This window comes from Planococcus sp. FY231025, from assembly GCF_052078085.1.
Taxonomy (GTDB): Bacteria; Bacillota; Bacilli; order Bacillales_A; family Planococcaceae; genus Planococcus.
Genome location: NZ_JBQJJG010000001.1, coordinates 26,813 through 51,698, shown reverse-complemented (window position 1 = coordinate 51,698; position 24,886 = coordinate 26,813). Strand labels below are relative to the sequence as shown.

Sequence of the window (24,886 nt, the reverse complement as noted above, 5' to 3'; positions counted from 1 at the left end):
CCCCTTAGACCGTTTCTTCAGCGAACACTTGGCGCCATTGGTCTTTTTTCGCCAGCATTTCACGCGCCAGCTCTTTCGCGCCTTCTAAGCTGTGGCTTGCTGCCCAGCCGCATTGCACTTCGTTGCACGCAGGCACTTCGTCCGCTTCGATGACATCCTTCAGCGTTTCTTCAAGAATGTGCAGTACATCTTCGAAATCATCGTGGTTAATCAACGACATATAAAAACCGGTCTGGCAGCCCATCGGCCCAATGTCGATGATCTGGTCGGAATGGTTGCGGCTGTGTTCAGCCATCATATGCTCCAATGAATGAAGGCCCGGCATTTCCATATGCTCTTTGTTCGGCTGTTTGAAGCGGATATCGTATTTGCGGATCGTGTCTCCGTTCACGCCTGTTTTCTCTCCTGCAAGGCGCACGTAAGGCGCTACTACTTTTGTATGGTCCAAGTTAAAACTTTCTACGTTCATTTTTTTCATGGGATCGTCTCCTTAGTGGTTTTATTGTCTAGACTCACGGCCGTTTCCACTTCTCTTAGTGGCATTTATCAGCCAGACGTACTCATTAAGCTGTGTGAACTCCACCGCAAACCCGGCTGCTTCGATCAATTGTTGCATCACGGGCAGGGTGGTGTAATATTCACGATTTAAATCCTCTACCAAATTAGCATAACCGCGCGCACTTTCAAATTCAATCTTCTGCTGTTTTGCTTCTTCGGTTTCGAAGAGGGTATCCGCAAAGACGACTTTGCCGCCGGCCGGAAGCATTTCGGCGTACAGCATGAATGCACGCGCTTTTTCCTGATCGGTCAAATGATGGAAAGCATAAGTGCTGACAAACGATTTCGCTTCCAGTTTTGCATCAAATTCCAGGAAATCGCCATCGATGAGCGGGGTGCCTGGCAATTTGGCGGCTGTCGCTTCACGCATTGCGCGGTTCGGTTCGATGCCCGCCACTTCCAAGCCGCGGCCAAGCAATTTTTCGGTCAGATTTCCCGTGCCGACACCGAACTCCACAACCGGACCCTTCGCCAAATCCGCCACCGCCTGCAAGATTCCATTGTACTCTGCAAAAACGTCTTCATATTCCTGGTCTTTTCCATATACTGAATCGTCATATGTGTGTACCCATTCATCAAAAATTTCTACAAACTCGCGTCCCATGTAAAAGCTCCTCTGCGGGGATAATATTTATAAAACCAATTGACTTACTAGGTTTTATTTATACCATATTTTCTAGGGGCTTTCAACTCTCCAATTCTGCGGCTAGACCTTCAATACAGGCGGAATTCCGTCCTTTCTTTCGATAATCCTTTTCAGCAGCCGTTCAAATTGCGGCAGCGAGATTTGGACGATCCGGCCTGTGAACAACGCAATGGCAACGGTCCCGATTCCCACAGGCCCGCCGAGCAGCCAGCCGATGAACGCGACGGTCATCTCGATGCCCGCCCGGACGACAGTGATGCTGAGGCTGGTTTTTTCTACAAGTATCAGCATGAGGCTGTCGCGTGGCCCCGCTCCGATCCGCGGCGAAACGTAAAGGCCGACGCCGTAGCCGGAGATCAGGATGCCGCCGAGGAAAATCAGGGTCTGCCCGAACAAGGTCTGGATGTCCGGAATCAGCCAGTTGAATATGTCGATGAAAATCCCGATCAGCAGCATATTCAAGAACGTCCCGATCTGCGGCAGCTTCCGTGTGAACAACATCGTCGAAACGATAACCACAAGACCGACGACGATCGCCCAGGTGCCGATCGTGAAGCCGAAATTCTTGAAGAGGCCGACGTTCAAGACGTCCCAAGGCCCGATGCCGAGCTTGTTGGCTTTGATCGTCATCGTAAAGCCGAGCGCCAAGACGATCAGGCCGCTAATGAAAAACAGCCACCGGTAAAAAAGTGCACGTCCCATTGCCATCCTTCTTTCTGTATATGTATTCGCAAAAACCACCCATTCCTAAGAACGGATGGTTTCCATCATTTTGCGGTGATATCTGCGTACCGGCCGCTTGTCGCTTGGAGCAGCTGGCAGGGCGCCAGTTTCAATTGCATGCCGATCTTTCCGGCCGAGACGATCATTTCACTGAGCGCCTCCGCCTGTGCGTCGATGATCGTTGGGAATGCTTTTTTCATGCCGAGCGGCGAGCAGCCGCCGCGGACATAGCCCGTCAAGCCCAGAATGTCCTTCACGGCGACCATTTCGACTTTCTTTTCGCCTGCCGCTTTGGCGGCGGCTTTTAAATCCAACTCGTCCGCTACTGGAATGACGAACACATAATTCTGCTTCGAGCTGCCGGCAGCGACCAAGGTCTTATAGACGGTTTCCGTCGGATAGCCGATTTTCGCCGCCACCGACACGCCGTCGATTTTGCCGTCTTCCGGGTCGTACTGCATCACTTCATAGTCAATCTTTTCTTTGTCCAGGATACGCGCTGCATTGGTCTTCGCTATTTTCTTCGCCACTGGCTGCACCTCATCCCTTATGTTTCCATCAAGCATATCATGACGCCTTGCGAAAATTAATCGTTCTGCCCCAATAATTTCTTCAGGGCATCGGCCATCGCCGTGTTCACCGGCGCTTCGTCCTGCTGCTTCAGGAATTTATTGACGTCTTTCTTGTTCGCTTTGGACTGGTTGTTGCTGCGGCGCTTTTCGAATGCCGACAGCTTTTCGCGGTGTCCGCATTTGTAGACGAAAATCTTGCCGTCCCCTTCGCCCTGCATCTCCAGTTTCTTGTGGCAGTTCGGGCAACGGGCATTCGTCTGCATCGCCACTTGCTTCTTGTAGCCGCATTCGCGGTCCTGGCAGACGTTCATTTTGCCGCGCTTGCCGTTCACTTCCAATAGCGGCTTGCCGCAATCCGGGCAGGTCTTGCCGGTGATGTTGTCGTGCTTGAACTTCTTGTCGCTTTTCTTGATGTCCGATACCGATTTCTCGGCGAACGCAATCATTTCTTTCATGAACCCTTCTTTTTTCATCTGGCCTTGCGCGATCTTCGTCAGCTGCTGCTCCCAGTCTGCGGTCAGTTTCGGCGACTTCAAGTCTTCCGGCACAAGCTCGAGCAATTGGCGGCCTTTCGACGTAATCGTCAGATCCTTGCCTTTTTTCTCGATGAGGAATGTATTGAACAGCTTGTCGATGACGTCAGCACGCGTCGCAACGGTGCCGAGCCCGCCGGTTTCTCCGAGCGTCTGGATCAAGTCCTTCGATTCGCCGGCCATGAACTGCGCTGGGTTTTCCATCGCGCCGAGCAGCGTTCCTTCATTGAAGAATGCTGGCGGCTTGGTTTTGCCGTCTGTCAGCGCGATGCCTTTGATGTGGAGCTTCTGCCCTTTTTCGAATGGCGGCAATGTCGTATCGCCGTCCTCATCGTCATCGTTGTAGACGCGTTTCCAGCCTTCATTGCGGACCGTATTGCCCTTGGTCTGGAACGTTTCGCCGCCCGCTTCGATTTGGACGGTGGTCTGGTCATATTCGTATGCCGGATAGAACACTGCAAGAAAGCGCTTGGCAATCATGTCGTACAGCTTATGTTCCTTATCGGTCATGTTATGGAGCTGCGGCGTTTCTTCCGTCGGGATGATGGCATGGTGGTCGCTAACTTTATTGTCATCGATTACGCCTTTTTGCGGAGCCACCGGCGTCTTCAGGATCGTCGCCGCAAGCGCGCGGTAAGGCCCGACTTGCACCGCTTTGATGCGGTCTTTCAGCGTATCTTTCATGTCGGACGTCAAATGCTTCGAATCGGTCCGCGGATACGTGACAATCTTATAGCGCTCGTAGAGGTTCTGCAGTGTGTTGAGCGTCTCTTTCGCCGACCAGCTGTAGCGCTTGTAGGCTTCTTTCTGAAGTTCCGTCAAATCGAATAAAGGCGGTGCCGGCTGCTTCTTCGGCGTGACTTTCACGTCGGTCACGATGCCTTCATGCGTGTTTTGGAGTTTATTGAAGAGCCCGTCCACCTTTTCTTTGTCGAACGACTGCGTCGAGTTGCCGTCGGTCCAAGTGAAAGCGGATCCTTCCGTAATCGCCTGCATGCCGTAATACGGCCTCGGCTGGAAATTGCGGATCTGCTGTTCGCGCTCCGCAATCATCGCGAGCGTCGGCGTCTGCACGCGCCCGGTCGACAACTGGGCATTGTATTTCACCGTCAAAGCGCGCGTCGCATTGATGCCGACGACCCAGTCCGCTTCCGCCCGTGCGACCGCCGCCTGGAATAAATTCTCGTAGGCTTTGCCGTCCTTCAGGTTGTTGAAGCCGTCAGTGATCGCCTTGTCAGTGACCGACGAAATCCACAAGCGCTTGATCGGCTTGTTCGTTTTCGTCTTCTCGAGGATCCAGCGCGCGACCAGCTCCCCTTCGCGCCCGGCATCGGTCGCGATGATGACTTCGTTGACATCGCTGCGGTTCAACTGCGCTTTCACCGCATTGTATTGTTTCATCGATTGTTTGATCGGCACGAGTTTGAACGGTTCTGGAATGATCGGCAGGTTCTCCATTTTCCATTCCTTGAAGTCGTTATCGTATTCTTCCGGCTGCGCCTGCGTCACCAAATGGCCGAGCGCCCACGTCACGATGTATTGCTTGCCTTCCAAAAATCCATTGCCTTTTTGCGTGCATCCCAAGACGCGTGCAATATCGCGCGCCACGGATGGCTTTTCTGCTAGTACTACTGATTTCAATTTCTTCACCCTCATTTCTATAGCGTCCATTATAACATCTTCCGGTTTGGCTGGCTTTTCGCGGGGGTTGCGGCGGGCAGAATCGTATTTTAACCTTTGCTGAGCGTATTTCTTCCATCGTTGAGCGTATTTTAACCTTCGTCGTGCGTATTTTAACCTTTGCTGTGCGTAAATTTTTTCACTTACAAAAGCTGGAATCCCATTGATTTAATTCGCAATAAAGGCTATAGTTTTTTCAACTTATTAAGAAAGGATGGATGTTTTTGCATATAATCGAACGGAGGCGCCCTCATCGGCTCCTGTACTTGGAAGCATTGCTTGCCCGTACGGCTCCCCAGCATTCCAATTATTTCGGTTTAAAAGAAAAGGTCCGCAGGCGTGTTGCCGGTTTTGCAGGAGAATGCTCGTTCGACAGGGTTTGGTATGAATTTGCAGCAGATACACAATTGCGCTTTATCCCTGATTTCAAGTTTGCTAACCATCAAATTGATGCACTTTGTATCTTCCCTTCATTCATCCTGCTAGTCGAAGTGAAAAACATCGGCGGTTTTATACAAATGGATGGAAAAACGAGACAGTTTACCCGTACATGGAATGGCGTCACAACCGGCATGGCAAATCCGGACGATCAGTTGTATCGGCACGAAAAAGCGATCCGCCGGTTTGTCAGCAGCGACTTGCCGGTAATTGGCATAGCCGTCTTTACAAATCCGACAGCTGTATTGGAAGTGAAAAATATCAAACGGAGCGTTCTTCACCTCTCAGGTCTTCCTTTTATTCTGGATGAATTGCAGTCGGATTACAGGCATTCCCCTAAAATCAACATCGAGCATTACTTCGAGTACTTCTTTTCCTTGCAACCCCCATTGCAAATCAATCAACCAGCACCAATCCCTTACCCCCTTTTAAGCGGAGTTTTCTGCCGGCAATGCCCTTATACCAAATTGAATTATGCCCTTGGCTTCTGGCGATGCCCTTCCTGCAAAACAAAGCAGGCGGATGCCCATAAATTTGCGCTTCAGGATTATCGCCTGCTCGTCGGACCAAGCATTTCAAATCGGGAGTTTCGCAGTTTTACCGGATTGCAGTCAAGAACAAACGCTACCGTTGTCTTGAAGAGCTGCGGCTTTCAGACAGTGGGAAATCAAAAAAGTACACGCTATCTTATTCCGGATTTGGATTTGCGAAAACCGTTCCGCTAAGCTTTAGAATCGTATTTTAACCTTCGTCGTGCGTATTCCTTCCATCGTTGAGCGTATTTTAACCTTCGTCGTGCGTATTTTAACCTTTGCTGAGCGTATTCATTTAAAACAACACAAAAAAACCTCCCAATCAGGGAGGTTTTCACCATTTACGGCGTATCGATCGTTTCTTTCGATAGATGCTTGCTCATTTCCGCATACTGCACAAAGACGCGTGCGAGTTCGCGGAGGCGGTCATGAACATCTTCGTTCGTAATGGAATTGGTTTCATCAAAATGGCTCGTGTGCGTATACACATAGTTCGGCGTCACGAGGCAGCGGAAATAATCGAGGATCGGCTTCAGCTGATTCTCGATGACCAGGTGATGCTGATACGTGCCGCCGTTCGCGACGATCGACACCGGCTTGTAGCGCATCGTGCGCGGGTGCAGCATGTCGAATGCATTTTTCAGCACCCCCGGAATCGAGCCCTGGAAAATCGGCGTCGCGATGATGTAGCCATCGGCATTCTCAAAGCGCCGGACCATTTCCTGCATGTCTTCGTTGTACTCGCCAAGCGGGCGCCCGTCGACGAATTGGTGCTCGAAATCCGCCAGATTGAGGATTTTCAATTCCAGTTCCGGATTGGCATCCTCGATATACTCTTTCACCTGTTCCAATATGGCACCTGTTTTTCTGCCAATAATCGTGCCGTCCACCAATAAAATCTTCATAGCCATGTCCTCCTCAAATACGTATATGCCGGGCGGCTGTGCCGCCTTTATATGGTTAAGTGGCTGTCCGTCTGCCGTAGACCAAAAGCCTTGCGGCAAAACGGCCTCACTTCATGATATCAAACCGGGTTTCATCTTACGCATTGAAAAAGCTTGCAGACGTCAGATTTCATTCTTTAGGCTGAGACCCGGCTTTCGTCTTGCTGGTTTCCAGTTTTCCTTGTACACGCATTTTCTGGTGTTCAGGCGGCGAGAAGCTGACGACAGTATCGCCTGTTTTCGGCTCGACTCCGTTGCTGGAAGTGAAGAACTCGAGCTTCCCTTGCGCCCGGATGACGAACAGCGGAATTGTGCCTTCTATTGACTGTGCCCGAAATTGCTCGTACGTAAACTGTTCGGTGATCTGCGTTTTCCGCATGGCGTACCCCTGCTCCGATTTCCATTCGAGCTCGTGGATGTTCCAGTCGTCGCCGAACAGGGTACGTCCGCTCAAGGAAGCGTGGAAATCGCTCGGGTCGCCCGTATGGATGGCCGTCTGGTACAAGTTCAGCCGCCCCATTTCCGGCACGAAATTATTGACCGCGAGTGCGTTATAGGAATCGGTTTCCGTCGCAACGATCATCACTTCGTACGGCGTCAAATCCATTTCATATTCCGTGTGCTCGGAAAGGATTTCCGCGACAAACGTCGGCACGCCGTTCTGCCGCGCCTTTTGCAGGCGCCCCCAAGAAGGGTCCATGAGCAGGACCTTCTGATCGAGGTCTTTCAGCGTCTGCGCCAGCATCGTCGTGAAGCGGCCGGCGCCGACAATCAGCACGCCCGGCTTTTCCGACGACGCTAGCCCGAGCTTGCGTCCCAGCCAGCCGATCGTGAAGCCATGCGCTACAACGGTCGAGAAGACAAGCGCGAACGTCAGCGCGGTCAATAGCTCGGCATCCTCGAATCCGGCCTCGAGCAGCGTGCTCGCAAAATAGCCGGAAACCGTCAACGCCACGATGCCCCGAGGAGCGATCCAGCCGAGCAATGTTTTCTCCTGCTTGGTCAGATCGGTGCCGATCGTCGACAGCCAGATTGACAGCGGCCGGACGATGAACAGCGTCGTCAACACGAATGCAATGATGCGCCAATTGAAGATTTCAAGCAGTACTTCCAGGCTGAGCGATGCTGTCAGCATGACAAAGATGCTCGAAATGAGCAGCACCGATATGTTTTCTTTGAAATGCCGCATGTCGTTGATCGACGCAATGTTCATATTGGCCATTGTCATACCCATCGCGGTTACAGCGAGCAGGCCGGTCTCATGCATAATGAGGTCCGATAAGACGAATGCCAGCAGCACGACGCCGAAAACCATCGGGGATTTCAGGAATTCCGGAATCTGCCCTTTCTCGAACATGCGACCCATGCCGAATCCGGCACCGGCCCCAAGGATCACCGCGAACAAAGCGGCCAAGAAGAACAGGCCGAACGCTCCGGCGGTTTCATTGCCCATCGCGAACATGACAAATTGGAACGCAAATAGCGCAAGCAGCGCCCCGAACGGATCAACGATGATGCCTTCCCATTTCAGGATGGCTGCCGGGCGCGCATTGAGTTTCGCCTGGCGCAGCATCGGCAAGATGACCGTCGGTCCGGTCACGATGAACAGGCCGCCGATGACAAACGACACCGCCCACGACAAGCCTGCCATATAATGGGCAGCCAGCGATCCTGCGATCCAGGCGATGAACGCGCCGAAGGTCACAATCCGCCAAACCGGCTTACTGAATCCTCTTATTTCTTTGAAGTTCAAATTCAAGCTGCCTTCAAATAAAATAATGGCCACCGCCAATGAAATAAAAGGATTGAATAAGTCGCCAAAGCTTGTCGCCGGGCTGATGATGCCGAGCAGCGGGCCAACCAGAAGCCCTGCGATCGACATGAGGACGATTGCCGGCAGCTGTACGCGCCATGCGATCCATTGGGAAATCACTCCCAAGAAGATGATGAGCATTAAATCGAATAATAAAGTATTGATGGCACACAGCTCCTTCCTCTATGGACTTTGCCTATTATATCGACTATACCCCCAAAAATGAAAGCACAAGCAATGCATATGCATTTAAATTTTGTGTAAATGTGATACAATAAGGAAAAACCGAGGGTGAATTTTGTGAACAGAGCACAATTGGAGTTTGAAATTGCAGATTTGAAAGCCGACTATATCCGGCACCAAGGGGATATCGAGAAGCTTGAAACAACCGGCCACGCCCGGATGGTGGAACAGGCGGAAGAACGCCTCGAGAAAATGGAACAGCGTCTTGCGGAATTGCATAAACAACTCGCGGAACTTTGACCCGCGATTTTTTTTTGACATCTTTTAGCGCCGCTTTTTGCTGCATGTCCTTATATAGAAGAAACCGCTATACTTCAACACTAGCTTATCTTATTGTCTAGGTTCGGCGCCTAGCTCCTCGAGTCGCGGTCTGCCTGGTCTGCGATGGCCAAGTGCGCCATCACTGCCCAGTCTTCCAGCGCTTGTCGGAGCTGAATAGGCACCTACACTTTTCTTTAAAAAATGGAGGAATACTATAAATGAGTTTATTAACAGTAGAAAACTTGAGCCATACGTTCGGCGACCGCACACTTTTCAACGATGTGTCGTTCCGGTTGGTTGAAGGTGAACATGTTGGCCTTGTCGGCGCGAACGGCGTCGGGAAATCGACTTTGATGAATATTTTGACGGGGAAAATCATGTACGATACCGGCCGTGTAGAATGGCAGCCGAAAACGCATTACGGCTATCTTGACCAGCACACGCAGCTGACGCCGGGGCGCACAATCCGCGAAACCCTGCAGGACGCGTTTCTTCCGCTTTATAAAAAAGAAGAAGAATTGAACAACATCGCAATGCAGATGAGCGACCCTGATGCCAACTTGGAAGAATTATTGGAAGAGATGGCGGAAGTCCAGGACGCACTTGATGCCGGTGACTTCTACACGCTTGACGTGAAGATCGAAGAGATCGCGCGCGGCCTCGGGCTGGATGCAATCGGCCTTGAACGCCCGGTCGAAGCCCTCTCCGGCGGACAGCGTACGAAGCTGCTTTTGGCGAAATTGCTTTTGGAAAAGCCAAAAGTCCTTCTGCTCGACGAGCCGACGAACTATCTGGACGAAGAGCATATCCAGTGGCTCGTTAACTATTTGAAGAACTACCCGCATGCGTTTCTTTTGATTTCGCATGATACGGAATTCATGAGCAGCGTGACCGGCGTCATTTTCCACTTGGAATTCTCACGCCTGTCCCGCTACACCGCCACTTACGAGAAATTCATCGAGCTTGCAGAGCTCGCGAAAAAGCAGCATTTGGATGCTTATGAAAAACAGGCGGAAATGATCAAGAAAACCGAGACGTTCATCGCGAAAAATAAAGCTCGTGCGTCTACAACCGGCCGTGCGAAATCCCGTCAAAAACAGCTGGACCGCATGGACCGCATCGAAAAACCGGAAATGGCTGCAAAACCGACATTCGCTTTCAAGGAATCCCGCAGCCCGAGCCGCTATGTCGTGGAAGCCGAAGCCCTTTCGATTGGCTACGACAAGCCGCTCTTGCCGCCATTGACGTTCATGATCGAACGCGGCGAGAAAATCGCGCTTGTCGGCATGAACGGCGTCGGGAAATCGACGCTGCTGAAAACGATGCTCGGCAAAATCAGCCCGCTTGACGGAGACGTCATCCGCGGCGAATACTTGACGCCGAGTTACTTCGAGCAGGAAGTCAAAGCGCCGACCCATACGCCGCTCGACGAAATTTGGGCCGCTTATCCGAGCATGGAACAGGGCCAAGTACGGAGCGCCCTTGCCCGTACTGGACTTAAGAGCGAGCACATCTCGCGCTCGATGACACAGCTCAGCGGCGGAGAGCAGGCGAAAGTCCGCCTGTGCAAGCTCATGCTCGAAGAAAGCAACTGGCTCATTTTCGATGAACCGACGAACCACTTGGACATCGACGCCAAAGCGGAATTGAAGCGCGCGATGCAAGCCTATAAAGGTACGATCGTTCTGGTCAGCCACGAGCCTGATTTCTATGAAGGCCTGGCAACAAAAGTCTGGAACGTCGAAGAATGGATCAATGCAGGGAAACAATCCCTCTAATAAAACATCAAAACAGCCTCTCCGGAAATGGAGAGGCTGTTTGCCTGTAGACAAAGGAATATTTATTTCTCATAAAGAATGAACATATATTTAAGAGAAGCTATCCCGAATCCTCCACTTCAGGCGGACGCGTTCCGCGGGCTTGCGCCGAACTAACTCGGACTAACGTCCGAGTGGATTTCGGCACTTCGCTATCCCGCAGGAGTCGCCGCCTTCCGTTCCGGATCTCGAAGCCAGCGGCTTGTACTTAGCCGGTTAAAGTAGGATCTATTTCTCCTACCTCATCGATTAGATACAAGGGATGCCCCGACCGGGCTAGCCACGGAGACTCCTGTGGGGCCAGCTCGAGCTGAAGGCCCCGCAGGAAAGACTTGGCCAGCCAAGTCTTTCCGACGAACTAGCGCAGCGGCGGTCTCTCATGCACCGAAGCTAGCGTAGCGATGCAGGTGCAATGCAGGAGCATGGTTTTTCAGTGACGAGGAGACTGAAGCCGAGCCCACGGAAAGCGAAGTGGCCAGCCCGGTCGGGCTAGTACATCTCTATCCATTCAATTTTTCTTTTATTTATAGTCTGACAGCCTCCCCGAAAGTCCGGAGCGGCTGTTTTTTAATACGTCGTCAGTTTGAACAGTTTCTGGAAGCCGTAGATTCCGCGCTGCCAGAAGGTGAATTCATCTTGGTACTTCTCGACATCGAGCGTATACATCGCGCCTTCGTTGTTCCACATCGGATCGAAGTACGCTTCGAATTCGCCGACTAGTTCACTTTCCGGCGGTGCGGTGATCCGGATATCGCTTTCCAGGTTGTAATTGTCCAGCGTCCGTTCCGTGTAATTCGCGGAACCGCCATAGATAAAGGCTTTGTCAGCTGTTTTGATGAGAATCGATTTCGTATGGAACTGGCCGACTACGGAATTGTACCAGCGGATGTCCAGGTTGTCACTGGACTCTTCCATCAGTTCCTGGGCGACCGGCCGGTTCGGCAGGCCGGTCTTTTCCGTCCCGAACGCATTCTCATTCGGATCAAGGACCATGCGGACGTCGACGCCGCGGTTCGCCGCTTGCGATAATGCCTCCAGTATTTCGCTTTCGGCGATATAGAACATGGCAAGCGAAATGCTGTCGCCTTTTTGCGTCCGGTCAATGTCGGGAATCAAGGCATCGAAAATCCGCTTTTCGGTCAAATATTGCGCCTCGTAATCGCCCTGCTGCGGTTCAGCTTTGATCCGCGGAAAATCCGGTCCGCCGGAAAACTTTGAAACCGCCTCTTCCGCTTCGAGCATATCATTGATGATCGGCCCACTCACTTTGAATGCCATATTGCCATGCAATCCGCTCGCATTATGCGGATTGGCCGAGCTGATAATAGCCTCTTTTTCAGTGATCACTGCTTTCCGATGGTTCGCCTTGATATTCAACATCTCCAGATAAGAGGCCAAAGACAGGTCCGGGGCATCGCTCGACATCCCATTCGGAATCCAGCCTTCGCCGCTATTGTCGAACCATTGGAACAGGACCCGGTAAAATCCGGAATACAGCGGCATCGAATCGCGGAGCTGATTCAAATCGGTAATGATGATTTCAATTCCTGCTTTGTCCATCGTATCGATAAACCGGTTTTCATAGGAACCGTAGCCTGTGTTGAGCGGATCCGTGATGAAGTAGATCGGCATATCCGGATTTTCCGCCTTCTTTTTCAATAAATGCTCCGTCAGCAGTTCCGAAACTGCCGGAAACTCGATTTTCTGGTCGTTGTAATTGTCAAAAAGGAATAAATCCAACACAATAAACTCTTCCGCTTCATCTATTGTTTGGTAAATTTCATCAAATATCTCCAAATGGTATTCTTTATTCGTGCCTTCGGTATCCTGTGCATAGGACAGATCATACAATAATTCTACATCTTCCAACTGGTGCATATCCCCCTTATAGGAAATGCCTTCGGGCAACGGTTTGAACGTATGCCACAAAATCACGATCAAATATAGGATCGCCAGGATGCCTGCGGTTGTATAAACGATCCTGCGGCGCTTGCTCCATTGCTTGTATCTCTTTCTAATCATCTTGCGTTCCCCCTCGCCCTCATTATAGCAAGAAGAAGAGAAAAGAAATTTATTATTTTTATGGAATAAAAAACCAGCCATCATCATGGCTGGTTGAAAATTTCATATTATGCAGTCAAGACGTATTCGCGTGTACGGGCATCTTCCATCAGCATGTCTTTCAAGCGCTGCTTGCCGCGGAACAAGCGGGACTTCACTGTGCCGATTGACACTTTCATCGTCTCCGCAATCTCGATCAGCGACAATTGGTGCACGTAGAAGTACATGATCGTTGTGCGGTAGATCGAATCCAATTCGGAAATCTTGCTGCGGATCATGACCGAAACATCCTGCTGTTCCAGAATTTCCGCTGCACCCGCTGAATCCGAAGGGATCAAGTCCAGCAACGAAACATCCAATCCTTCCGGCTGCTGCACCATATGTTTGCTGCGGCGGACGTTTTTGCGGTAACGATCACGGAACGTATTCATGCAGATGGTTGTCAGCCAAGCTTTTACATGGTCCACTTCAGCAATCGAAGATTCATAGCGGACCACCTTCAGCCATACTTCCTGCATCAGATCTTCTGCTTCGGCTTTGTTGCGCGTCAGCTTCAGGCATAAATGGTAAATATACCGGTTATATTCTACATATAGATTTTCCATGATCGTTTCCTCCGTCCGATTGTTGTTCAGGTCATTTGCTCTTCTTGTTATCCTAATTGTGCCAAACCCCAACCTTTCCCTCTATCGCATTCACTTTCATTTCACTTACACTTTTGTAATAAAGAACAACAGCAAATCTGCACATAAAAAAACAGCGCCGCAAGCCCCCTCTAACGGAGTGGTTCGCAGCGCTGTTTCTTTTTATTAGATTATTGCTCCCGTTCCTTCCCGACTTTCCGGATATCGGCCAATATCAATGCTCCTACCAGGACCAGCCCCAGATAGCCGACGAACGGGTAGAACCAGTTGACCAATTGCGTAAAACCCAGAAAGCTTAAGGCGAATGCGATGATCCCTGAAACAATCACGAAGACCCGGAAGCGCTTCGTGCCCATTTCAGTGAACCGCGCAGAAAACGACAGCAGCAGACTGACGGCCGTGTTGTAGATCATGCTGAAAATCACAATCGCCATGACAATGCCGAGGAACGGCGAAATATTGTCCGCCAAGCGCAGCATCGGCAAATCGGTGCCTCCGACAATGTCCACTTTTGAGAAAATCGCCAAATAGCTCAGCAAAATCAAGAGGCCGAAAACGATTCCGCCGATCATGCCGCCGCGTGCTGCGACTTTATCATCTTTTTCCGCTCCCCCCATGACCAGTGCCATAGACGTTGTCAATGCAATCGCCAAGGACACGTAATTAACAGCGGAGATGAACCAATTCGGAGCGGCCGATAATTGGTCTTTTGCAATCGGATCCAGTTCCGCAAAGCTGGTGTCCATTGTCAACAGGCTATATGCCGAAATCCCGATCACCATTACAATCAGGAATGGCGTGATGCTGCCGATAATGGTGATGACCTTTTTCACATTAAGCATGATGGTAAGGATTACAAGAACCGTCATCACGGTCCGGCCGAATGCAGGAACCAGCCCGAATTGCTGTGAAAAAATCGAACCTGCCCCTGCAATCATGACGACCAGGATGCCGAACAAGGTAAGGATCAGCGTGTAGTCGATGATTCTCCCGACGACTTTCCCACCGATTTTGTACACGACTTCTTCGTGGGATACCGTCTGCAGCCGGCTGCCGAGCCCGGTCAGCACTTTCCCCAAGTAGCCGAACAGAACCGCGGCAAGCGCCACGCCTGCGAGCCCCCAGTAGCCGAAGCTTGTATAATACTGCAGAATTTCCTGGCCGGATGCGAAACCCGCTCCGACCACGATCCCAATAAATGCACTTGCGATCTTCAAACTCTTTTTCATCTTCTTCTCCCCTCGTTGTATTGGAATAATAGCTTTTACGCACGGTATACAGGCCTTTGTTATCCTATACCTTTTAAAAACTGCGCTAAACAACAAGTAGACATGCATCTTAAAAATCGGGCTATTTTCGTCTATAACTTCCATTGAATCGCCAGTTTCCGGGCAAAAAAAAGAAGCCTGCAGCGGATCGGGGGATCCGCCGCAGGCTTCTAGCTTTCATCATATGGAATTCGCTATCATTTCTTCATCCGCATTTTTGGTGATCGTCAACCGGATGATCCGGTTGCGGTCCATTTCGTTGATTTTGACATGAAGGTTCTCATACGTGAACTCTTCGCCTTCTTCCGGCACATGGCCCAATTGCTGCATGACGAATCCGGCGATCGTATCGTGGTCATCAGGCACCTCGACTTCGAACATTTCGTTGACGTCTTCAATTTCAAGACGGCCGTGGCACATCAATACGTTATCGGTCATTTCAAAAACCAGTTCGTCATCCTCTACGTCGGTCTCGTCTTCGATATCCTGGCCAATCATTTCCTCAATGATGTCTTCATGCGTTACGATCCCGAGCGTCCCGCCGTATTCATCCAAGATGACCGCCATGTGCTTTTTCTTGGCCATCATCATTTTGAACACTTTCTCGACGCTGACCGATTGGACGACGAACACCGGGTTGTCATCCATCAGTTCCGCGAGTGTCAGGTTCGGGTTCATCGACCATTCGATGAGTTTTTTCGAATAGAACAGGCCGACGATGTTATCCATGCTTTCTTCATACACCGGATAGCGCGTGTACGAGGAATCCAGGATCAAATCGCGCACTTCTTCATAGGTGGAATCGATGGCAATCCCGACAATATCTGTACGGTGGGTGGACATGACGTCCGAGACATCCTTGTGTGGGAAATCCAGGACCCCTTTGATCCGTTCCGATTCCTCTTCCTCGAAGGTCCCTTCAGTGGAAGCGATATCGACCATTGTGCGGAGTTCTTCTTTTGTCATCGTCGCTTCTTTTACCGTCCCTTTGGATATGATGCGGATAAAGATATTCGTGAACTGCGCCAATAGCCAAGTAAGCGGCTTGAATAGGACGACCAGTACTGATATGACCGGGAACACCAAATAGGCCACGCGATCCGAGAAGGTTGCCGCAATCGTTTTCGGCAAAACTTCTCCGAAAATGATCAGGACCAATGTCAGGATCGCCGTAGCGACGCCGACTTCCCATCCGCGCGTCAACGCGATTGTCGTAACAAGCGTCGGCAGCATGATGTTTGCAATATTGTTTCCGATTAAAAGAGTGGTAATCATACGGTCCGGCTTCGCGATCAACTTTTGCAGCCGCTGTGCTTTCACATCGCCCTGCTCCGCGCGAAGATGGACCTTCATCCTATTAACTGCTGTCAATGCCGTTTCGCTTCCCGAAAAGAAGAACGACATAATCAAAAAGAATCCTAATGCTATAAACAAATCTATTTCCTCCAGTGTTAAGAACACATTTTTACGAGCTATTTCCGTACCGATAATTATATCATAGGGTTTTTCGTTATGTCGAAAACCACAGCTTGTATGTTATAATTTTTCCATTATAAAAAAAATTGGAATGAGGGATCTTATGAACGCCGAAAAAATCGATCAGTATTTCAAAGACCACCGCACCGACCATCTCGAAGAATTGAAGGCATTTTTGCGCATCCCTTCTATCAGCTCGCTGACTGAACATAAAGCGGATGTCCGCAAAGCGGCGGAATGGCTGAAGAGCTCCATGGAAAGAGCCGGCCTCGAGAATGCAGAAGTATTTGAGACAGACGGGCATCCGGTTGTCTACGCGGACTGGCTCCATGCCGAAGGCAAACCGACCGTGCTTGTCTATGGCCATTACGATGTACAGCCGGTGGACCCGTTGGACCTGTGGGAAACGCCGCCGTTCGACCCGCACGTCCGCGACAACAAGTTATACGCACGCGGTGCAAGCGATGATAAAGGCCAGACATTCATGCATGTCAAGGCGGTTGAAGCGCTGCTGAAACTCGAAGGCGAACTTCCAGTCAACATCAAATTCATCGTTGAAGGCGAAGAAGAAATCGGCAGCCCGACCTTGCCGAAATACGTTGAACAGAACCAGGAACAGCTGAAAGCGGATTTGATCGTCATTTCCGACACAGGCATGCAAGGGCCGGGACGCCCGGCAGTATGCTACGGATTGCGCGGCCTTGCCGGCATCCAGATCGATGTCAAAGGGCCGAAAGGCGACCTGCATTCGGGCCTTTACGGCGGCGCTGTCCAGAACCCGCTCCATGCAATTGTGGAGATCCTCCAATCGTTCCGTGATAAAGAAGGCGTCATCCAAGTGGAAGGCTTCTACGAGGATGTGCTCGAAGTTTCAGACACAGAACGCGCCGAGTTTGCGGCGCTCGAATTCGATCTGGAAAAAGAAAAGCAGGAACTCGGCATTGCGGAAGACTTCGGTGAGAAGGGCTATTCGTTTGTCGAGCGCACATGGATCCGTCCGACGCTCGAAATCAACGGCATCACCGGCGGCTTTTCCGGCGAAGGCATCAAGACCGTCCTTCCTGCCCAAGCCAGCGCGAAAATCACTTGCCGCCTTGTGCCAAACCAGGATCCGGATGATATTGTTGCGAAGCTGCGTGCCCATGTGGAAGCCAACAAACCGGCCGGCGTAACAGTAACGATCAGCGATTTTGATAAAGGCCAGCCATTCCTGACACCTTACGACCATCCGGCGATCCAAGCTGCCGGACGCTCGTATGAAAAAGTCTATAACGTCAAGACCGCCTTCACCCGCATGGGCGGATCGGTTCCGATTGTCGCGGTATTCGATCAAGTGCTCGGCCTGCCGGTCGTATTGATGGGCTTCGGACTCGCATCCGAAAACTTCCATGCACCAAACGAACATTTCCATCTGGAGAACTTCGACAAAGGTTTGCGCGTCATCAGCGATTACCTGTACGAAGCAGCTCAATTATAAGGAATATGAAGAAGCCTCTCCTTGCTGCGGAGAGGCTTTTCTTAACCGCTTATCCTATTCTAGAAACTATTGGAGGCCGCCATGGTCATTTATTGGATTGCTTGTTATTTGATCGGAACTATATTAACCGCCTGGTGGGTCGGCAAATGGCGGGGCACGGACCTGCGCCGGGAGCGAAGCGGCAATTTGGGCGCGCGCAATGCAGGCGCCGTCCTCGGTAAAACCGCCTTCTTCATAACGTTTATCGGAGATGCCTCGAAAGCGGCACTGGCTGTCTCGCTCGGCCGTTATCTGGAATTCGGCCCATGGGCAGTTGCCTTCGGCGGGTTTGCCGTGGTGGCCGGGCATTTATTTCCTTTCTGGCTCAGAGGGCGCGGCGGCAAAGGGATTGCAGCATTCATCGGCGCTTCCCTAATCGTTGCCCCACAGCTTTTTCTTGTGATGGCGATTGGATTCGCAGCTGCACTCCTGCTGATCAGAAGCGCGACGCTTGCGATGTTGGCGGGTTTTACCGCTTTTTCCGCATTCATGATATGGTTTGGGGAATTCCCGGCAGCCTGGCCGCTCCTCGCCGCAATGGCGCTCATCTTATGGAAGCATGTACCGGATATCAAGGAATCGTTCCACAACCGGTTCGGGCGTACTTGAATATTATTGGATTTGCAGCTTTCCGGATAAACATCCACTCTTATGTAAGCGTTTTAACGAATTTAGTGTCAAGAAAAGCTATTAATGTTATAGTTTATTCAAAATACTCTAAAGACAGGATGTTGTTTAAATGAAAAAACCGATTGCCTGGGTACTGGATTCCACCGGATTTGTCACTGAAGAGTTCAAAGCCCATCCCGACGTTTACATGGTGCCGCTGAATATCCATTTCGGCCAGGAGGAATTTATCGATGACGGCGTGAATTTGACGAACGAGCAATTATACGCCCGCATCAAATCTGCTTCGGAATTTCCGAAAACATCCCAGCCTTCTGCTGGAAAATTCGCGGAGCTTTACGAAAAGCTGAAAGAAGAATATGAATGTGCCATCGCTGTCCACGCGTCCGCCAAACTCAGCGGCACGATCGCCTCATCCACCGCGGCAGCTGAAATGACCGGCTTCAAGGTCTATGCCATCGATTCCTTGGCCCTATCCTACGGATTATCGGGGCTGATCGACCGGGGGCTGGAACTGGAGAAGCAAGGAATGGAGGCCGAAGCGATCGCCGAGCGCCTGCAAAAGGAAGTCCATGATTTCCGCAACTATATCCTGATCGGCAATTTGTCGCAATTGTATAAAGGCGGCCGGATGAGCGGTGCACAATACTACCTCGGCAGCCTTTTGAAAGTGAAGCCGATTGTCCAATTGAGCGCTGAAGGCGAACTGGTGCCGATCGACAAAGTCCGTTCGCATAAAAAAGCGGTCCAGTATTTGATCGACCACCTCAAGGAAGACCATCAGAAATATGACATCAATTACTTTCAGATCATGCACGGCAATGTCCCCGAAGAAGCGGAGAGCCTGAAGCAGGAAATCCTGAAAATCGCACCGGACGCCAACGTGCTGATCGGCGACCTCAGCTCTTCCCTGGCAGTCCATGCCGGAGAAGGCACCATCGCTTTGTTGTGGAGAAAACCGCCTCAGCAGTAATTGCCGGAAAAGCAGAAAAATCGCGATACAATCGTCCTGTCTCCCCTCTTCTGAACGGCTATTTCTGGGAATCTTTGCTACAATGGAAATAGAAATCAGAAATGAGCGGTAAGGGCGAGGTGGATTTAATGCAACATTTGGAACGCGAAATTACAGAACATGTGATGCTTTGTGACGCAAAAGGGCAATTAAATCCAAACGCGATCGGTTTTGCCCGCCAGCCATTGGTCGTCAGCAATCTGCGCGGGAATTTCATGCGCAAGAAAAAGTGGAATTACTGGTGCATTTTCGGCGAAGAAGTGATGTTTTCCGCTACGATCAGCCACTTGGACTATGCCACCGTCTGCTTTGTCTATTTTCTCAATTACGAAACCCAGCGTTTCTATGAAAAAACAGTCCTTGTCCCGTTTACGCGGCAGGTCAAACTGTCCAACGAAGTGCTCGACCGCTGCCATTTCCGCCACGAAGACATGTCCATCACGATTGACTACAAGCATAACCAAACCGAAATGCTTGTGGAAGTCGCCGATTTCGACGGCGAACCGCTTCAGGCCTCCCTGCAAATTGAACATCCGGAGGAAAATGAATCGCTCAACGTGGTCATTCCCTGGAACCGCCAGACATTCCAGTTTACCGGAAAGCACCACCTGCTTCCCGTAACCGGAAAAATCAGTCTCGGCAGCCAAAATTACACGTTTGATCCCTTCGAAAGCTTTGCGGTGCTTGATTATGGAAGAGGAATCTGGCCACGGGAAACTTCCTGGAATTGGGCGATGGCTTCACAACGTTCGGACGGACAGACCATCGGCTTGAATTTCGGCGGCAAATGGACAGACGGCACCGGAATGACGGAAAATGCCTTTTTCGTCAACGGCAAAATGACCAAGATCCACGAAGACGTGCAGTTCCACTACAATTCCGAAGATTACAATGATCCTTGGTTTATCCAGACCAAATTTTCCGATGATGTGAAATTGACGTTTACTCCCTTCTTCGAACGGGAGTCCAAGACGGACATGAAGCTCGTGAAATCGGAGATCCATCAACTGGTCGGCTATTTCAACGGCCATGTCCGGCATCCGGACGGGCGCAAGCAGAAAATCATGCAGCTTCTCGGAACGGTTGAAGAGCATTATGCAAAATGGTAATAAAAAAGAGGCGCCCGCGGGCGCCTCTTTTTATTGGAATTTATTGATCATGCGCTCCGGGAAATCGGTGAATATCCCGTGTACGCCGATTCCTTGCAACTGCTCGGCATATTCCTCGTTATTGACCGTATAGACATAGACGATTGCTCCTTTTCGCAGTGCATCCGTAGTCATGCGCCGGAACGCGGCTGGAAGCGACACGTGGATACGGTTCGTACCAATGACGCGCGCGTAATCATAGACGTCCACGTAAATCTGTGAAGTCAAAATCGCGGATTCGATTTCCGTTTCCCTGACTGCTTTCAACACGTCTTCATGATTGAAAGAAGAAATCAGGATCCGGTCGCTCATCCCCCGTTTTGCTGCCGAATTGGCCACTTTATCGACGAGGGTGTCGTACGGGAAGACATCGGATTTGATTTCGATATTCAAGCGGTGCGTCGTCTCCTGGAAAATATCGAGCACTTCGCCGAGTGTCGGAATGGTTTCCCCCGCCCACTCTTCCGAGAACCAGCTTCCCGCATCAAAACTTTGCAGCTCTTCAAGTGTCATGTCTTTGACATAGCCTTTGCCGTTGGTCGTGCGATTGATTTTTTCGTCGTGGATGACCACCACTCTTCCGTCTTTGGTCAAATGGACGTCCAGCTCCACCCCGTAAACCGGCAATTCCGCTGCCGCACGAAAAGCGGCAAGTGTGTTTTCAGGATGGGTGCCGGAGCATCCCCTGTGTGCATAAATTTTCATCCGTTGGCCTCCTAAATCTCTGTCCGTATCGACCATAATTCCGGGAAAAAGTACTGGTCGAGCACTTTTTTCAAATAGTTGACGCCTGATGAGCCGCCAGTCCCTTGTTTAAAGCCGATGATGCGCTCTACTGTTTTCATGTGGCGGAACCGCCATTGCTGGAGCCAGTCCTCGACATCCACGAGCTTCTCTGCCAATTGGTAAAGCTCCCAGTGGGTTTCCACATCCCTGTAAACAGCGATCCACGCTTCCCTCACCGACTCGTCCGGTTCATAAACCGTGGTGACATCGCGTTCAAGCACTTCCGGATTGATGGCAAACCCGCTTCTGGCAAGCTTTTGGATCGCGGCATCGTACAGGCCCGGTTTTTGGAATGCTTTTAGAAGCTCTTCGTGCAAGACCGGATCTTTCTCGTAGATTTTCAGTACATGTTTTGTTTTATACCCTAAAGCGAACTCAATCATGCGGTATTGGTAAGATTGGAAGCCGCTCGCATTTCCGAGATCCTCCCGGAATTCCATGTATTCCGCAGGCGTCATTGTCGCCAAAACGTCCCATCCCTGGATGATCTGCGACTGGATTTTCGAGACCCGCGCCAATTGCTTGAATGCCGGCTGGAGGTCATCCGCATTGATATGGCGGATCGCCGAGTCCAGTTCATGAAGGATCAGCTTCATCCAAAGCTCCGATACCTGGTGGATGATGATAAACAAAGTTTCATCGTGGTGGCCGCTCATACCGTCCTGTGCGGTCAATAATTGATCCAGATGCAAATAATCCCCGTAAGTCATGTTTTCCTTAAAATCGGTGCGGATGTTTTTTTCGCCTGCGGCTGCAACGTTCTGGCCGTTTGTGTATTTATTCATTTGTATCGCTCCATTCCTGCTCGGCTTTGACTGAACTCATCTGTCTGGCTGACTTTCAAATGTAGTGGTGATGACTCGTCCGATTAAAAGTCGGAAATTCGGGAAAACAATAATAAACTAAGCTTTGCTGAAAGGATGACTCGTATGGCACATAAGAACTCCCGGCTGTTGCCTGCCTTGATTTTTTCTTCTGTACTGGTGCTTGGCGCCTGCGGCGAAAGCGACGAAGTGAACGAACCTGTCGGCAATGAATCACAGACCGAACCTGCACCGAAAACCGGGGAAGCCTCACCCGGCGGCGGCACTGATGAAGACAGCATCGGCGGCGAGACATTCGGCTTCACGGAACTCAGCGTCGAAGCCGGCTACCCTGAACTCGACGATGCTATTTCCATTGAATATGAGGAAGACCGCGACAACATTTTTGCCGAATACAAAAACCGCTTCACGGAAGACGACCTGTCCGGCGATGAAGCCATGCAGCAAATGGAGCAATCCCTGCAGAAACTGGAATTGACTGCCGACACGACTGACGAGGAAGCCATCACCCAGATTGTTGAAGCTTTCGGCCTTGAAGAAGGATATGAGTACATCGAAGCGGAGGTCCGTTATCCCGACGGTACGGAAAAGGAATACAAGACTTCTGGCCAATGACAAGCCGCCTACGGGCGGTTTTTTCATGGCCAAGAAGCCCGGTTCAGCCCTTGTACAATTTATCCTTCTTCATTTCCAGACCGCTGTTTCCAATACTCAACCTTGCTGAAGGGCTGGAAACCTGCTTTTTCATAGACACGCAATGCGCCGTTATCTGTTTCCACATCCAGCAGCACTTGTTTTTTATTCCGGAGGAGTGCCTGATGCCGGCTCCAGCGCAGGAATGCCTGGCCATACCCTTGGCCTTGCAGGTGAGGGCTTACCGCAAAAGCGTTCACCCATAGATTATCGCCTTCTTCAAGAAGGGTCATAGTAGCGGCCAGCGCACCGTTTGATTTCATTACCCAGACGTCCCTGCATTCCTCCTCGAGGTTAAAGGCAAGTACAGGCAAGATTTCTTCATCAAACGCCGCAGCCAGCAGCTTTTCCAACGCTTCGCGCTCGCCGCTGTAAGGATTGATCTCGACGCCATTCGGAAGTTCAAAATGCTCCAGCGGTTCGACACCGAGGAGGATTTCTGAAAATGTCGGTTCATAGCCGAGTTTTCCCAGGAAGGTTTCCGCTTCAGGATTTTCAATGAATGCGGCCAAGTCCCCTTCTGCCTGGCGCTGGCTATGGCCATGCCGGATGCCATCTGCAAGCGCGCTGCCGATCGACAAGCGGCGGAAATCGGGATGCACAAGCACCGACCATTCGTATTGATGCAGGCCGACCATATCAGCAGAAACGGCGAAACCGATCAATTGGTCTTCCTCCGTATATGCCATGACGGCGAATCCCCGAGAATCCGGCCGGGTCCACAGCGGTTCATGCAGTACATTGCTGTAATCTGTTTGAAATAAACCCAGCAATGCCTCCATGTCAGTGACCGTTGAAGCAGCAAGCGGAAATGACTCTAAAGACAACGATATGTCCATTTTCCACCATCCTTTCCTTTATTGAATTTATCGTATCACAAGATTACAGAAATAAACGAACTTTTACGGTTGTGTATCAACGGTTTACAGCGGCTCCTTCTGGGCTATACTAAGTCGATACTATTTTTCCGGAGGTCAACGCTGTGGCTAAAGAACGCTTAACATGGGTGGATGCAACAAAAGGATTTTTAATGATCCTCGTGGTCATCGGGCATTATGCCGGTCCGATGGCATTTGATTTCCCCCTTATCAAATATATCTATTGGTTCCATATGCCGGCATTCTTTTTATTGAGCGGCCTGTTCTTCAAGCCGATTTTGGACAATGCCAAACTGAAACCCGCCATCCATAAGCGCTTTATGCAGCTGATGGTGCCGTACTTGTTTTTCCTGCTGCTGCTGACGTTTTTCAAATACGGCATGATGATCGGCGACGGCACTTTCACCGCCGCTTTCCTGCGGCAGGACCTCATCGAGCTGACAGTCGGCGGACGGTTCCTGCGCGGTGAACACGGCGTCTTCTGGTTCGTCACGGTCATGTTTGCGACGTTCCTGCTGTTTCTATGGATCACCCGTCTGAAAAAGTGGATTCAATTCGCCGTATTGGCCGGATGCTACACGCTGGCCCAGATCGAAGGATCGTTTGCCATGAGCCTGGCAGCTGAACCGGATGCCGCTTCCGCTCAGATTCCGATGATCTGGAACCTCGATGTGGTGCTGATTGCAGTTGTCTATTTCGCCATCGGCTATTATTTGAAAGCGTTCTGGATGAACATCCCGAAAGCGGCCATTTTTATTTCGGCCGCAGCTGTCTTAGCAGCAATGAAAGCCGATAGAGCCGGGCTGATCGACTATCACTTAAGCTTGAAATTCCTGCGCTACGAACATTTCGTCCTGGATCTGGTGATTCCGCTGGCCATGACTATCGTTGTTGTCGGGCTGTTCCAGAAACTGACGGCCGTCCAGCGGCTGCCGTGGTTCGAAAAAATCGAAAAGCATTCGATTTCCATCATGTACCTGCACATCTTCTTCGGCTTCCTGGTCCGGGATTTCCTGACGTACAATTTGTTCACGTACCTGTTCATCGGACTTTTTGCACCAATCCTGTTGTCGATATTGATCCCGAAAACAATTCCGCTCGGCGAAATCCTGATCGGCCGCTTCAAGCCGAGACGGCCGATGCAGACGAATTAACCCCAAAAAAGGGACTGCCCAAAACGGCTGCTGTCCAT

The 24,886-nt window shown here is 50.8% G+C and carries 23 protein-coding genes; 9 read left to right on the top strand and 14 right to left on the bottom strand.

Annotated elements, in window-relative coordinates:
* Nucleotides 1-4 precede the first annotated feature (4 nt).
* The 5 genes from ACTL32_RS00220 to ACTL32_RS00200 all read right to left on the bottom strand — a co-directional run bounded on the left by ACTL32_RS00220 (nt 5) and on the right by ACTL32_RS00200 (nt 4,703).
* The gene (locus ACTL32_RS00220; protein WP_441339583.1) at nt 5-478 is read right to left on the bottom strand and encodes an S-ribosylhomocysteine lyase; all 474 of its coding nucleotides are present in this window, start codon (nt 476-478) and stop codon (nt 5-7) included.
* Between the two features lie 21 nt (nt 479-499).
* Nucleotides 500-1,162, bottom strand: a complete 663-nt coding sequence (locus tag ACTL32_RS00215) for a class I SAM-dependent DNA methyltransferase (protein WP_441339582.1) — start codon at nt 1,160-1,162, stop codon at nt 500-502.
* Nucleotides 1,163-1,264: 102 nt separating this feature from the next.
* Nucleotides 1,265-1,906, bottom strand: a complete 642-nt coding sequence (locus tag ACTL32_RS00210; protein WP_441339581.1) for a YczE/YyaS/YitT family protein — start codon at nt 1,904-1,906, stop codon at nt 1,265-1,267.
* A 65-nt stretch (nt 1,907-1,971) separates the two neighbouring features.
* The gene (gene ybaK, locus ACTL32_RS00205; RefSeq protein ID WP_441339580.1) at nt 1,972-2,457 is read right to left on the bottom strand and encodes a Cys-tRNA(Pro) deacylase; all 486 of its coding nucleotides are present in this window, start codon (nt 2,455-2,457) and stop codon (nt 1,972-1,974) included.
* A 56-nt stretch (nt 2,458-2,513) separates the two neighbouring features.
* Nucleotides 2,514-4,703: a DNA topoisomerase III gene (locus ACTL32_RS00200; RefSeq protein WP_441339579.1), complete on the bottom strand. Its 2,190-nt coding sequence runs from the start codon at nt 4,701-4,703 to the stop codon at nt 2,514-2,516.
* A gap of 233 nt (nt 4,704-4,936) precedes the next feature.
* Here ACTL32_RS00200 and ACTL32_RS00195 point away from each other — a divergent pair, with 233 nt between their 5' ends.
* Nucleotides 4,937-5,875 (top strand): nuclease-related domain-containing protein, encoded by a 939-nt coding sequence (locus tag ACTL32_RS00195; protein WP_441339578.1) that lies wholly within the window; start codon nt 4,937-4,939, stop codon nt 5,873-5,875.
* A gap of 149 nt (nt 5,876-6,024) precedes the next feature.
* On the opposite strand, the gene ACTL32_RS00190 is transcribed toward ACTL32_RS00195, so the two are convergent.
* Both ACTL32_RS00190 and ACTL32_RS00185 read right to left on the bottom strand, forming a co-directional pair.
* Nucleotides 6,025-6,588: an NADPH-dependent FMN reductase gene (locus tag ACTL32_RS00190; protein ID WP_441339577.1), complete on the bottom strand. Its 564-nt coding sequence runs from the start codon at nt 6,586-6,588 to the stop codon at nt 6,025-6,027.
* A 169-nt stretch (nt 6,589-6,757) separates the two neighbouring features.
* A complete protein-coding gene (locus ACTL32_RS00185; protein ID WP_441339576.1) occupies nt 6,758-8,581 on the bottom strand; it encodes a cation:proton antiporter in 1,824 nt (607 codons plus the stop codon).
* Between the two features lie 159 nt (nt 8,582-8,740).
* Between ACTL32_RS00185 and ACTL32_RS00180 the strand changes: the two genes are divergently transcribed.
* Both ACTL32_RS00180 and ACTL32_RS00175 read left to right on the top strand, forming a co-directional pair.
* A complete protein-coding gene (locus ACTL32_RS00180) occupies nt 8,741-8,923 on the top strand; it encodes an SE1832 family protein (protein WP_204891147.1) in 183 nt (60 codons plus the stop codon).
* A gap of 239 nt (nt 8,924-9,162) precedes the next feature.
* On the top strand, nt 9,163-10,722 hold the full coding sequence (locus ACTL32_RS00175; protein ID WP_204891148.1) for an ABC-F family ATP-binding cassette domain-containing protein: 1,560 nt from the start codon (nt 9,163-9,165) through the stop codon (nt 10,720-10,722).
* Nucleotides 10,723-11,328: 606 nt separating this feature from the next.
* Here ACTL32_RS00175 and ACTL32_RS00170 read toward each other — a convergent pair.
* From ACTL32_RS00170 to ACTL32_RS00155, 4 genes are all read right to left on the bottom strand, one after another.
* A complete protein-coding gene (locus tag ACTL32_RS00170; protein ID WP_441339575.1) occupies nt 11,329-12,783 on the bottom strand; it encodes a phospholipase D family protein in 1,455 nt (484 codons plus the stop codon).
* Nucleotides 12,784-12,890: 107 nt separating this feature from the next.
* Entirely contained in the window at nt 12,891-13,427 is a 537-nt protein-coding gene (locus ACTL32_RS00165) for an RNA polymerase sigma factor (RefSeq protein WP_204891150.1), read from the bottom strand.
* A 209-nt stretch (nt 13,428-13,636) separates the two neighbouring features.
* Nucleotides 13,637-14,695 carry a YkvI family membrane protein gene (locus ACTL32_RS00160; RefSeq protein ID WP_441339574.1) on the bottom strand — a complete coding sequence of 353 codons (1,059 nt, stop codon included), beginning with the start codon at nt 14,693-14,695 and terminating at the stop codon, nt 13,637-13,639.
* Between the two features lie 219 nt (nt 14,696-14,914).
* Nucleotides 14,915-16,168: a CNNM domain-containing protein gene (locus tag ACTL32_RS00155; protein WP_441339573.1), complete on the bottom strand. Its 1,254-nt coding sequence runs from the start codon at nt 16,166-16,168 to the stop codon at nt 14,915-14,917.
* Nucleotides 16,169-16,313: 145 nt separating this feature from the next.
* On the opposite strand from ACTL32_RS00155, the gene ACTL32_RS00150 reads away from it, so the two are divergent.
* The 4 genes from ACTL32_RS00150 (at nt 16,314) to ACTL32_RS00135 (ending at nt 20,474) form a co-directional block, all read left to right on the top strand.
* Nucleotides 16,314-17,687, top strand: a complete 1,374-nt coding sequence (locus ACTL32_RS00150) for a dipeptidase (RefSeq protein ID WP_441339572.1) — start codon at nt 16,314-16,316, stop codon at nt 17,685-17,687.
* 81 nt (nt 17,688-17,768) lie between these two features.
* Nucleotides 17,769-18,335 (top strand): glycerol-3-phosphate acyltransferase, encoded by a 567-nt coding sequence (locus tag ACTL32_RS00145; protein ID WP_441339571.1) that lies wholly within the window; start codon nt 17,769-17,771, stop codon nt 18,333-18,335.
* Nucleotides 18,336-18,465: 130 nt separating this feature from the next.
* Nucleotides 18,466-19,326: a DegV family protein gene (locus tag ACTL32_RS00140; RefSeq protein WP_441339570.1), complete on the top strand. Its 861-nt coding sequence runs from the start codon at nt 18,466-18,468 to the stop codon at nt 19,324-19,326.
* Between the two features lie 128 nt (nt 19,327-19,454).
* The gene (locus ACTL32_RS00135) at nt 19,455-20,474 is read left to right on the top strand and encodes a DUF2804 domain-containing protein (protein ID WP_441339569.1); all 1,020 of its coding nucleotides are present in this window, start codon (nt 19,455-19,457) and stop codon (nt 20,472-20,474) included.
* Nucleotides 20,475-20,504: 30 nt separating this feature from the next.
* Here ACTL32_RS00135 and ACTL32_RS00130 read toward each other — a convergent pair whose 3' ends face one another.
* A complete protein-coding gene (locus tag ACTL32_RS00130) occupies nt 20,505-21,218 on the bottom strand; it encodes a glycerophosphodiester phosphodiesterase (RefSeq protein WP_441339568.1) in 714 nt (237 codons plus the stop codon).
* Nucleotides 21,219-21,229: 11 nt separating this feature from the next.
* A complete protein-coding gene (kynA, locus tag ACTL32_RS00125) occupies nt 21,230-22,084 on the bottom strand; it encodes a tryptophan 2,3-dioxygenase (protein ID WP_441339567.1) in 855 nt (284 codons plus the stop codon).
* A 144-nt stretch (nt 22,085-22,228) separates the two neighbouring features.
* On the opposite strand from kynA, the gene ACTL32_RS00120 reads away from it, so the two are divergent.
* Nucleotides 22,229-22,738 carry a YusW family protein gene (locus ACTL32_RS00120; protein ID WP_441339566.1) on the top strand — a complete coding sequence of 170 codons (510 nt, stop codon included), beginning with the start codon at nt 22,229-22,231 and terminating at the stop codon, nt 22,736-22,738.
* 59 nt (nt 22,739-22,797) lie between these two features.
* Here ACTL32_RS00120 and ACTL32_RS00115 read toward each other — a convergent pair whose 3' ends face one another.
* Nucleotides 22,798-23,655 carry a GNAT family N-acetyltransferase gene (locus ACTL32_RS00115; protein ID WP_441339565.1) on the bottom strand — a complete coding sequence of 286 codons (858 nt, stop codon included), beginning with the start codon at nt 23,653-23,655 and terminating at the stop codon, nt 22,798-22,800.
* 143 nt (nt 23,656-23,798) lie between these two features.
* Between ACTL32_RS00115 and ACTL32_RS00110 the strand changes: the two genes are divergently transcribed.
* Nucleotides 23,799-24,848, top strand: coding sequence for an acyltransferase family protein (locus ACTL32_RS00110; protein ID WP_441339564.1), 1,050 nt, complete (start codon nt 23,799-23,801; stop codon nt 24,846-24,848).
* Nucleotides 24,849-24,886: the final 38 nt, after the last annotated feature.